At 50.0% G+C, this 11,586-nt stretch carries 7 protein-coding genes; 5 read left to right on the forward strand and 2 right to left on the reverse strand.

Annotated features, from left to right (window positions below; all coding sequences use genetic code 11):
* Positions 1–200: 200 nt before the first annotated feature.
* Positions 201–1,127, reverse strand: a complete 927-nt coding sequence (locus tag D9T21_RS16765) for a LysR family transcriptional regulator (RefSeq protein WP_123326193.1) — start codon at positions 1,125–1,127, stop codon at positions 201–203.
* Positions 1,128–1,354: 227 nt separating this feature from the next.
* On the opposite strand from D9T21_RS16765, the gene D9T21_RS16770 reads away from it, so the two are divergent.
* The 5 genes from D9T21_RS16770 to D9T21_RS16790 all read left to right on the forward strand — a co-directional run bounded on the left by D9T21_RS16770 (position 1,355) and on the right by D9T21_RS16790 (position 9,848).
* Entirely contained in the window at positions 1,355–3,034 is a 1,680-nt protein-coding gene (locus D9T21_RS16770) for a DUF1302 domain-containing protein (RefSeq protein WP_123326195.1), read from the forward strand.
* A gap of 23 nt (positions 3,035–3,057) precedes the next feature.
* A complete protein-coding gene (locus tag D9T21_RS16775) occupies positions 3,058–4,404 on the forward strand; it encodes a DUF1329 domain-containing protein (protein ID WP_123326197.1) in 1,347 nt (448 codons plus the stop codon).
* A 67-nt stretch (positions 4,405–4,471) separates the two neighbouring features.
* A complete protein-coding gene (locus tag D9T21_RS16780) occupies positions 4,472–5,602 on the forward strand; it encodes a WD40/YVTN/BNR-like repeat-containing protein (RefSeq protein ID WP_123326199.1) in 1,131 nt (376 codons plus the stop codon).
* Positions 5,602–8,007: an efflux RND transporter permease subunit gene (locus D9T21_RS16785; RefSeq protein WP_123326201.1), complete on the forward strand. Its 2,406-nt coding sequence runs from the start codon at positions 5,602–5,604 to the stop codon at positions 8,005–8,007. Before D9T21_RS16780 ends, D9T21_RS16785 begins: the two co-directional genes overlap by 1 nt.
* Positions 8,008–8,138: 131 nt before the next feature.
* Positions 8,139–9,848: a sigma-54-dependent Fis family transcriptional regulator gene (locus tag D9T21_RS16790; RefSeq protein ID WP_105936027.1), complete on the forward strand. Its 1,710-nt coding sequence runs from the start codon at positions 8,139–8,141 to the stop codon at positions 9,846–9,848.
* Positions 9,849–10,455: 607 nt separating this feature from the next.
* Here the strand turns inward: D9T21_RS16790 and D9T21_RS16795 are convergent.
* Positions 10,456–11,502, reverse strand: a complete 1,047-nt coding sequence (locus tag D9T21_RS16795; protein WP_123324454.1) for an IS110 family RNA-guided transposase — start codon at positions 11,500–11,502, stop codon at positions 10,456–10,458.
* Positions 11,503–11,586: the final 84 nt, after the last annotated feature.

An 11,586-nucleotide genomic window follows, 5' to 3' on the forward strand; every position in this document is an offset into this window, starting at 1 on the left:
GGCGTTTGAATTTTGCAAATTTAAACACTTGTTTTAATTGTCGTCAATCAACAAATTTGTCGGATCACACAAAAACGCAACGGGGTCAGATTGTCTCAACTACGCCACAACTTACTAATACATAATATAAAATGACTTAAACCGGTGGCTGGCAACAGGAAGGCGTAAGGACTTTTACAGCTCATCCGATGAGCTGAGTGTCATTCTCTGGCGGCAGAGAATGACGTGTGATGGTTCAACTGACTTTTGTATTCGTGAACCACTGCTAAAAAGGCGCTGAGTAGCGGTGAGTGATCGTCTTTGAGGTAAATACAGCTTAAATCTACGGTGGCGTTATCCGGTAAACCGCCAAGGGGAATGTATTTAACCCCGGGCAATTGCAACACGCTGGCAGAACTGGGGATTAAACAAAAACCAAAACCGCCTGAAACTAACGCGATACCGGTGACGGCATCAATGACCGTTTGGGTGATATTCATGGTCACCCCGGCTTCCTGAAATACCCGCGAGACCAGGTCAACAAAGTTAGGCCGAGCCCCTTTGGGGAATACCACAATGGGCTCATTATCCAGCTCTTTAAGGTTGATGAGGGATTTAGTGGCCAGCGGGTGATCATCACGCACGGCCACCATCAGCTTATCCTGCAAAATCATGGTGGAATCAATATCTGGCAGTGGCGCAAGCAGGCGGTTAAAGCCCACCGAAATGCGTTTTTGCCGCAGCGCTTCAATTTGTTCTGCCTTGCTCATTTGATGTAGAACAATATTTACGCCCGGGTAAGCGGTCTTAAACCGCTTAAGAATATCCGGAATGGTGTTGAGAATTCCGGAGCCAAAAATGGCCACATCGAGTCGGCCCAGCTGGCCTTTGCCTGCCCGTTGCGTACGCTCCTGCGCCTGCTCAATCAAACTCAGAATATTGCGTGATTCGTTAAGGAATAACTGGCCGGCCGAAGTCAGCTCTACGCCTTTAGCGGTGCGCTCAAACAGCTTTACCTGCAGCTCATCCTCGAGCTGTTGGATCTGCCTTGTCAGGGGAGGCTGAGAGATAAATAACCGCTTCGCTGCGCGGCCAATATTGCGCTCTTCAGCAACGGCAACAAAGTAACGGATCTGACGAATATCCATGGCAGGGATCCCGGCTCGGTAAAATTGGTAATACCTTAAAGGTATCAAGCAGGGCCGTCAATAGTATTGGAAGGTAATTAACAGCAAATATACATTTCGTTCACAACGCGTGATTTAACAGTATCCAACCTATTTGCTGCGACAGAGGTTCGCTGTCGCAACAGGCTGTGAGGTGAGGTATCCGGGTCGCGCAACTCAGCATAGTGAAACATTCGAGGAGGAACGCTATGAATGAAGTGTGGGTGAAACAAAACAACAATAAGTTGCCTCGCAACGCACTCGCCGCAGCCGTTGCCCTGGGCCTTCTGGCCTCAGCGCAATCTCAGGCTGCAACCATTGACACGGGCAACCGCGACCTGCGAATTCGTTGGGATAATACTGTGAAATACAGTGCTATGTTCCGCGTAGCGCCGGCCGAGAGAGACGTCGCCGATGCATCAATTGGCCCGCAGGCTAATACCAACGACGGTGACCTCAACTTTGATAAAGGGTTGGTCTCCAGTCGTCTGGATCTGTTTTCAGAGTTTGATCTGCGTTACAAGCGTCGCTACGGCATGCGTATCAGTGCCGCTACCTGGTACGACTCGGTTTATCACGAGAGCAATGATAATCCGGGCTACTACGATGGCGCGCTGGTTAATACGCAGTCTGTACCAGCCGGTGAGTTCGCCGAGGAGACGCAGGATTTACACGGCCAGTATGGCGAAATTCTGGATGCCTTTGTGTACGGTGGTTTTAACGTCGGTAAGAAGTCAATTAACCTCAAAGCCGGTCGTTTTGCTCAGCTTTACGGTGAGAGTCTGTTCTTTGGTTCAAACGCGGTCGCCGGTGCCATGACCGGGCTGGATTTAGCCCGCGCGTTATCGGTTCCCCAGTCTGAGTTCAAGGAAGTCGCCCGTCCCACCGGTCAGTTCGCTGCTCAGTTGCAGGTAAACTCCAAGTTGACCCTGGCTGCTTACTATCAGTTTGAATGGCGTAAGTCACGTTTGCCTGCAGCGGGCAGTTATTTTGCGTTTGCCGATTTTGTCGATAAGGGCGGTGAAACCGTTATTCTTGGCCCCGGCGCGATTGTGCACCGCAGCGAAGACATTGTCGCCGATGATTCCGGCCAGTTCGGTTTTCAGGCCCGTTATAAAATTAACGATTACGAGGTTGGCTTCTACGCCGCGCAGTTCCACGACAAAATGCCGCAATTCTATGTGCGTCCCGGTATCAATGTCCAGGAAGGCGGTATCGGTGATTATGCGCAGGTCTTTGCTGAAGACATCAAAGTGTATGGCCTGAGTGTCAGTACCCTGGTCGGTGAAACCAACGTAGCGGCAGAAATGTCGGTGCGTCAGGATATGTCACTGGTAGCCACGGGTAACACGGTTATCCTGCCGGGCAATACCACTGCTGATGGCGGTGACAATTCGGCTTTCCCTCGTGGTGATACCTTCCATTTCAATGCCTCGATGATCACCATTTTGAATGAAAACAGCCTGTGGGATGCGGCCACCTTTATTGGTGAGTTTGCCTTTAACCGCCGGCTAAATATTTCAGCAAATGCTGATCAGCTCGATCCGCTGGCCACCAAAGACGCCAGTGCCATTCAGTTTATCTTCACGCCGGATTACTTCCAGGTCATGCCGGGTTTGGATATGCAGGTGCCTATCGGCTTTGGCTTTGGCATTGAGGGCCGTTCATCGGTCAATGGCGTGCTGTTTCCTTCCGAGCACGGCGGTAACGTGAGTGTGGGCTTAAAAGGTGACTACAACCGTATGTGGCGCTTCTCCATGACTTACAACAAGTATCTGGGCGATGCCGGATCAGTGATCCAGTATGACGCACCGGTACCTACGCTTTCTTATGAAAACTTCCACGGCGATCGTGACTTCATCTCGCTGTCTGTACAGCGCACCTTCTAACGATCGAGCACAGGAGAATTATTATGTTTAATCAAATTCGTAACGCAATGACACTGGCCGTAACCCTGGCCGTTGTTCCCGCCACTTTTGCAGCTGGCACTGATGTCAGCAAACTGGGCACCGAGCTTAACCCGTTGGGTGGCACTATGGCCGGCAACGCCGACGGTTCAATTCCGGCATGGACCGGTGGGCTGACTGAAAAAGTCGCCGGTGAACACGCCGGTGACATTCCACTGGAACTGTTCAAAGACGAGAAGCCATTATATCGGGTCGACGCCAGTAACTATCAGCAATATGCTGAACAACTGACTGACGGTACCATCGAACTGCTGAAAAAGTACCCTGATACGTTTTATCTTGACGTGTATCCAACCCACCGCACGGCAGCGGCGCCAGAGCCGGTTTACGATGCGATTAAGGCGAATGTAGAAAACTGTACGCTTGCCGAACAAGGCTACAGCCTGGAAGGATGTATCGGTGGTATTCCGTTCCCTATGCCTGAAAATGGTAATGAGGTAATGTGGAACTTCCTGCTACGTGTGGAAGCGCCTTCAATAGAATATACCTTTAAAAACATTGTGGGTAATGCCGATGGTTCGCACACGCTGGCAACCCGCAACGAAATTTCATTCCAGTACCCGCCTTACTACGAAGATGCGGAAGCCGATGACTGGAACGGCGAATACTCCATGTTTCGTTTCAACACCATGGAACCACCTTTTAAAGCCGGTGAGTCACTGGTTATCCGCGATAGCATTGATGCCGACAGTCCGCGTAAAGCGTGGCAGTACCTGTTAGGTCAGCGTCGTGTGCGTCGAGCCCCCACCGTAGCCTATGATACCCCGGACTTTGTTGCCTCCGGTGCTAACTACTTCGACGAAGTACAGGGCTTGTTGGGTCACATTGACCGCTACAGCTGGACGCTGAAAGGCAAAAAGGAAATGCTGGTGCCTTACAACAATAATGGCTTTATTGCGTCTGATGCGGATGAGGCTATTGCTGAGTTTCATTTAAACCCTGAACACGTTCGCTGGGAAAAACACCGCGTTTGGGAAGTGGAAGCGCAGATAGGCGAAGGTAAACGTCATGCGGTGCCAACCCGTACCTATTACATCGATGAAGACTCTTGGGTGATCCTGCTGATGGACGGCTATGATGCTGAAGGCAACCTGTGGAGAACCACGCAGGTTACACCGTTTGTACTGCCGTCTGTTCCCGCAGTACTGGTCAAAACGGCCACGGTTTTCAACCTGCAGGCAAAAACCATGAGTGTGATTCAGTCTCTCAATGGTGAGCGCTTCTTTGTGGTGGATACTAAGCCAGAGACGTTCTTTACCGGTGATGCTGTAGCGGCTGACGCCGTACGCTAACCACCTTGCTTTAAAGCACAGGCCCGCGTCAGCGGGCCATTCCTGTGATGTAACAGAGATAGTTATCATGAAACGAATGAACGTAGATGGCTTGTTCGGCTTTGCATTGCCCTCAATCTTCTTCACTTTTCTACTGCTGTGCGCACCGCTTCACGCCTCAGCTGAGAACGAAGCCGAATCTACACTTGTGGATGTGCTGGATGCCCCCGCCAAACAAAATAAAACCAGTGTAAATACACTGCAACTAGGCCTCGCAAGGGCTGGTAGCAAACTGGTGTCTGTAGGCGAACGCGGCGTTATCCTGCTATCCGAAGATGAGGGAAATAGCTGGACTCAGGCGAAATCAGTGCCGGTGTCGGTAACCCTGACTGCGGTAACCTTCAGCGACCCGTTAAACGGCTGGGCAGCCGGTCATAGCGGCGTCATTTTGGTGACGACTGATGGTGGTAACACCTGGCAGGTGCAACTGGATGGTTATCAGGCCGCACAACTTGCCATGGCTGAAGCCGAATCGCTGGTAGCAGCCGGTGATGAACGCGGCGAGCGCGCTAGACGTAATGCAGGGTATCTGATTAAGGAAGGAGCGGATAAGCCTATTCTGGATATCTTCTTTGCTAATCAGTTTGATGGCTGGGCAATCGGTGCTTATGGCCTGGCTTATGCCACCAATGACGGTGGTGATAATTGGTATTCGATAATTGCCCGGCTACCAAACCCTGCCGGCAAACACCTGTACAAGGTGGTTCGCTCCAATGACGAACTGATTATCTTAGGTGAACAGGCGGCGGTATTTACCTCTGCAGATGATGGCGACACTTTCACGAAGCTCGACACGCCTTACTACGGCAGCTTTTTTGATGGTCTGCTGCTTGATGACGGCACCCGCCTGTTGTATGGCCTGCGCGGTAACGTATGGCGTCAGAGTAAAGGTAAAGGTCGCTGGAAACGGGTGAAACTGGGGTCCGAAGTCACGCTGACCAGTGGTTTGGTTGGCTCTGACGGTCAGATTATGCTGGCGGACCAAAGCGGACAACTGTTTATCAGTGCCGACTCGGCAAAAAATTTCAGCCTGATGGGCCAGGCACCCTTTGGTGGTATCACCGATATTATTCAATCGCAAAGCGGCTATGCCGTTGCAACCGCGCGCGGTTCGCATCCGGTTAGTGACGACAATCTGGTGAGTAGGGGAGCGCGATAATGACAACACATACTACGTCTAAGACACAAGGCGAGACCTTAATTCGTCATCTCGAAGACTTCGATACCAGCTCCGGACGGGTGCTGGAGCGGGCTATATTTAATTTCAGACCGCTGATTATTCTATTATGCTTGGTCGTGACCGGGATTTTGGGGTATCAGTCGACACAACTTACCTTAAGTGCTGCGTTTCAAAAAATGATCCCCAGCAATCACCCGTATATTCTTAACTTTCTGGACAATCGCAAACAACTTTCCGATACCAGTAATGCACTGCGTATTGCCGTGCATAACACCGAAGGTTCAATCTTTGATGCCGATTATCTGGAAACACTTCGCGAATTAAATGACGAATTGTTCCTGATGCCTGGGGTGGAGCGGCCGTTTATGAAGTCGTTGTGGACGCCCTCGGTACGCTGGACCGGCGTAACCGAAGAAGGACTCGATGGTGGGCCGGTTATTCCGGATGACTATGACGGTTCCCAGGCATCCCTGGATCAGGTACGGTTAAATGTCGAGCGTTCTGGTGAGGTGGGGCAACTGGTTTCTGGCAACTATGCTTCCAGTATTATTCTGGTGCCTTTGCGGGAAATGGATCACGAAGGCAACCAACTGGATTACCATGCGTTCTCGGCAAAGCTTGAAGAGCTCAGAGCGAAATATCAGAAAGACGGTATTGAGATACATATCACCGGCTTTGCCAAGGTGGTGGGCGATTTAATCGACGGGCTAAAACAGGTACTGGTGTTTTTTGCGATCACTATTGGTATTGCCACCGTGGTGTTGTTTATTTACACCCGTTGTATTCGCAGTACGTTGCTGGTGGTGAGTTGTTCGCTGATTGCCGTGGTCTGGTTATTGGGTTTATTACCGACTCTTGGCTATGAGCTGGATCCGTATTCGATACTGGTACCTTTTCTGGTGTTCGCCATTGGCATGAGTCATGGCGCGCAAAAGATGAACGGTATTATGCAGGATATCGGTCGCGGAATTCATAAGTTACTGGCGGCTCGTTATACCTTCCGTCGCCTGTTCCTGGCTGGCATTACTGCGCTTATTTCTGATGCCGTTGGTTTTGCCGTACTGATGGTCATTGATATTCCGGTCATCCAGGACCTGGCTGTCACTGCCAGTATCGGTGTCGCCGTACTCATTTTCAGCAACCTGATTTTGCTACCGGTGCTACTGTCTTACACCGGGGTTGCCCAGTCTGCCGCAAAACGCAGCATCCATGCAGAGTTAAGGGATGAAGCGGACGTTTCACACAGCAAGCATCCGCTGTGGGCATTCCTGGATCTGTTTACCCGGAAGAAGTACGCCACTGTAACTGTTATCGGGGCGATAATTCTAGGCGTCGGTGGCAGTATGATCAGCGCCAATGTAAAAATCGGTGATACCGATCAGGGTGCGCCGGAGTTGCGTCCGGACTCTCGCTATAACCTTGATAATGCCTTTATGACTGCAAACTATGCTACCAGTTCGGACGTGTATGTGGTTATGGTTAAGACAGAGCAGTACGCCTGTGCTCACTACGATACCCTGATGGCGGTGGATGCTTTAGAGCAGGAATTACGGCAGTTATCGGGAGTGGTAACCACCTCGTCGCTGGCCGGTTTAGCCAAAGTGGCCAACGCGGGCATGAACGAGGGTAACCTTAAATGGTATGGCATACCCCGTTCACAAGGCATGCTCAACGCCATCATTACCCGTGCCCCGCGAGAAATGTTTAACCAGAACTGTGACCTGCTGACCATTTTTGCTTATCTGGAGGATCACAAGTCTGACACCCTTAATGACGTGGTGCAGACCGTAGAGGCCTTTGCCGAGCAAAACAATACCGAAAAATTCCAGTTCTTAAACGCTGCAGGTAATTCGGGCATTGAGGCCGCCACCAATATCGTGGTGGAAAAAGCCAATACCCAGATGCTGCTGTATGTGTACAGTGCTGTAATTATCCTGGCGTTTATTACCTTCCGCTCATGGCGGGCCGTGGTGTGCGCCATTTTGCCACTGATGCTGACTTCTATTTTATGTCAGGCACTCATGGTATGGCTCAACATCGGTGTGAAAGTGGCTACATTGCCGGTTATCGCGCTTGGTGTTGGTATCGGTGTGGATTACGCGTTGTATATTCTCACCGTCATGAAGTCCCGCTTACAGGATGGTAAATCGCTGTCTGAAGCTTATTACGACGCATTGTTGTTTACCGGTAAAGTGGTGGTACTGACCGGGATTACACTGGGCATTGCCGTAGCAACCTGGGTGCTCTCGCCAATTAAATTCCAGGCTGATATGGGCATTTTGCTGGCCTTCATGTTTATCTGGAACATGTTGGGTGCATTAATTTTGTTGCCGGCGCTGGCCAGGTTTTTAATGCCAGGAACTACCGTACAGAAAAGTGCTTAAGTATAAATTGCAGTAATGGTAAGTATTTTGCTTAATTGAAACTACGTTGTAAGTAAAGTGTTAACACTTTTAATGTTAAAGGGGTATGATGGCGATATAAGCCGCCATCCCCCCTGTTGTTGGAAAGTAGTATGATTGCAGATCAACAAATAGCGCAGGAAGAAAAAGAAGTAGTCGATCGTTTCGACCTTCGCTCTAAACTCCGTTTTAACCAGGAAACAGGGAAGATCTGGCTGGGCGAAAGCCGTTTGTTGTTATTTCATGCCAAAGCGCTGATGGAAATGCGCACCAAGTTATTTGATTACCTTGACGCAGAGTCCGCCAAGCGGATGCTCATCCGTATTGGTTTTGTTGCTGGCGAGCAGGATGCCGACCTGGCCCACAAGCTGGCAGATAACAAAAATAACTACGATGTGTTTCGCATTGGGCCTGAGCTGCATGCCTTTGAAGGGCACGTGCGCTCGCACATCACCGAAGCTGAAATCGACTGGGAAACCGGGCGGTTTTTTGGCGAAGTCATCGTTGAGAACTCCTGGGAAGCCGAAGCGCATTTGCAGTCGCTGGGCTTATCTGAAGAAGCTGCCTGCTGGACTATAGTGGGATATGCGTCAGGCTATACCAGCCGCTTTTTCCGCCGTTTTATTGTGTTTAAAGAAATTGAATGCATGTGTAAGGGCGATCATCACTGCAAGATTGTAGGCAAACCCGCAGACTGCTGGGATGATGAGAACTATATTGAATTATTTCGTGACGATCCGCTCAGCCCGTCATTACGGGAAATCGAAAAAGAACTTAGCCAGCTGCGTGGTAAGCGTCAGGTAAAATATGATACCGATGGCCTGGTGGGCGCCTCGCCCGAATTTACCAGTGCCCTGAACTTGCTGAAGCGAGCGGCGGATTCGCCAATTAACGTGCTGTTGCTTGGCGAGACTGGCGTGGGTAAAGAGGTCTTTGCCCGTTGGTTACATGAGCACAGCAGTCGCAGCGAAAAGCCTTTTATTGCCGTCAACTGCGGGGCAATTCCCCATGAATTGATTGAAGCGGAACTCTTTGGGGTGAAAAAAGGGGCCTATACTGGCGCTCAGGAATCCCGCCCAGGGCGCTTTGAGCGCGCCGATGGCGGTACCTTGTTTTTGGATGAGTTAGGTGATTTGCCTTTATCGGCGCAGGTTAAACTCCTGCGGGTATTACAAACCGGTGAAGTAGAACGACTCGGCGATGATGAGGTGCGTAGGGTGAATGTGCGTTTGGTTGCCGCGACCAATGTTGACCTTCAACAAGCCATTAAAGACAGTCAGTTCCGGGCCGATCTGTATTACCGTATTGCCACCTACCCGGTCAACATTCCGCCTTTAAGAGAACGACGGGGAGACATTCTTATCCTTTGCAACGCCATGATAGAGCGCTTTTCTGCCAGCTACCAAAAGCGCCTGACAGGATTGTCAGGCCAGTCAATGCAGGTGCTGACACGCTATGAATGGCCGGGCAATGTGCGCGAGCTGGAAAACGTGATTGAACGCGGTGTACTGCTGGCAACGGATGGCGGCTTAATTGAGTTGGAGCATTTGTTTGTCAGCCCGCCGGATTTAGAGGATACCCAGGAACGTATTAGTGAAGTTGATGAGCAAGGGCTGGTTAAGCCGCTCAGTGCAATACCGGAAATGGATACCCAGTTTTACGATAAGCTGCTTGAGCAAGGCGAGTTTGATTTAGCCAGCCACGAACAGCAACTGTTCGAGGCCGCCGTAAGAAAAGCGAAAGGTAACCTGACTCATGCGGCGCAATATCTTGGCGTTACCCGCCGGCAGTTGGCTTACCGGGTCAACGAAAAACCGCGCTGAAGCCAGATTAAAACAGTCCCAACCCCACCGGGCGGGTTTGATCATTTGATCAGCTCGTTTCGGTGTTCCCTTCCTGATTTAATTAAATGGTTAACTGCCGGCAACGGTTTTTATTCACTCATTTTATTTTTAATCCTAACCCATATGAGCCCAACTCCCGTCAATAGGTAATAACAATTCTCTGGCTGCGTCAGCAGCCAGTTCAAGTCCCTGTGCTAAACCTCTTAACTTCATCTGTCATGGTCATCGTCAGGCTTCGCCTGCGGCAAACACATATAGAGGCTCTCTTAGTGCGATCTCATCGCTGCCTGCTGCCGGGCAATCCGTGGCGGGCGCAGGGGCACTAGACATTCATCGGTTAACCTGATGCTGGCACTATTCAAAACGTAATGGCTGATTATTCTCGCCAGTTAGTGGAAGGCTCAGTGCAGGTGCAAGCGATTTAGCACAGGGTATTGTTGCGCAACAGGCAGATGTCTAATCAAAGCGTGGTGGCTGTGGACACCGGTATAGTTCATCACATTGCAGGTTCACATGCCTAAATAAGTGATAAACATGATACTCGCCATTCGACCAGTTAGATTTTCAGCTCATCTGCCTGCGCGACTTACCCTGCTAAAAAGCGTTCACTGTCGAACACCGTTTTATTCTTCAACATATAATACATGCATCGCCCGAGTTTATGGGCCAGGGCCGAGAGTGCTTTTGCTTTACTCATGCGCTTTTGTAACTTAGCGAGATATGCTTGTGCACGTGGGTTGCCTTTCAAGAACAACACCGCTGCTTCCGAGAATGCCCACTTAAGATGTGCATTACCGATTTTATTGCCCTGAGTACCGTATGTTTTGCCTGCTGATTCCGCTTTGCATTTGACCAGCCGTGAATAGGAGGCGAACTTCTGAACACTCTCAAAGCGTTGGATATTGCCAATCTCGTAAAGAATTGTCAGAGCCAAAACCCGTCCGACACCCGGCAATGAACGTAGCAGATGATAGTCACGGCCGTTGTCATTTTTAGTTATCTTCTCTACATAACATTCGATACTGCTAACTTCATGGTCATAAATTTCAATCAGACGCAGATTCATATCCACACTGCGTTGTACCAGTGGGTCAGGAAAATAGCCGCGCATAGCATCCCGGCCCGTGGTGTAACTTAAATCTGATTTTTCGGGAAGAGGCAGGTTGTACTGGGCAAGCGCATTCTTAACAAAGGCTTTTAATTCAGCACTGTGGCGCATGGCATGGGTTCGTCTTCGTAATAAGTCCCGGATAGCCCGTTTTTCCTTCGGATAAACATAAGCCAGAGGGAAATTGCCGCCCCGCATAAGCTTGGCAATTTTATACGCGTCAATTTTATCATTTTTGGTTTTGCCGCCATGAATAGCTTTCATGTACAAGGCGTGGCCAAGAATAAAGTCGATGTTGTGCTGTTCGCAAAAATCACTGAGCCAATACCAGCAATGCATACATTCGGCACCGACTATGATATTCCCCAGATAGGGAGAAAGCAGTGTTAAAAGCTGTTCAGGCGAGTCTTTAATCTTCTTGTGAACCAGAATGTCGCCACGCTCATCGAGGATGCAAACGTAGAGCATTCGCGCATGAAGATCGATTCCGCAGTAAAAAGGATGTAAGTTAGTATAAAATTGCATTGAGTCTTCTCCGTTTGGGTTTGGTCGCCTTCCAGCTTAGCCAAGAAATTGGCTAAGCTGGGGAGAAGGCTCAATAAGTATCAA

It is taken from the genome of Marisediminitalea oceani, from assembly GCF_003731635.1.
GTDB lineage: Bacteria > Pseudomonadota > Gammaproteobacteria > Enterobacterales > Alteromonadaceae > Alteromonas > Alteromonas oceani.

Bases quoted from the DNA above. Each gene is read 5' to 3' on its own strand.
- D9T21_RS16775 (WP_123326197.1), top strand. From the start codon at position 3,058: ATGTTTAATCAAATTCGTAACGCAATGACACTGGCCGTAACCCTGGCC.
- D9T21_RS16785 (WP_123326201.1), top strand. From the start codon at position 5,602: ATGACAACACATACTACGTCTAAGACACAAGGCGAGACCTTAATTCGT.
- D9T21_RS16765 (WP_123326193.1), bottom strand. From the start codon at position 1,127: ATGGATATTCGTCAGATCCGTTACTTTGTTGCCGTTGCTGAAGAGCGC.
- D9T21_RS16780 (WP_123326199.1), top strand. From the start codon at position 4,472: ATGAAACGAATGAACGTAGATGGCTTGTTCGGCTTTGCATTGCCCTCA.
- D9T21_RS16770 (WP_123326195.1), top strand. From the start codon at position 1,355: ATGAATGAAGTGTGGGTGAAACAAAACAACAATAAGTTGCCTCGCAAC.
- D9T21_RS16795 (WP_123324454.1), bottom strand. From the start codon at position 11,502: ATGCAATTTTATACTAACTTACATCCTTTTTACTGCGGAATCGATCTT.
- D9T21_RS16790 (WP_105936027.1), top strand. From the start codon at position 8,139: ATGATTGCAGATCAACAAATAGCGCAGGAAGAAAAAGAAGTAGTCGAT.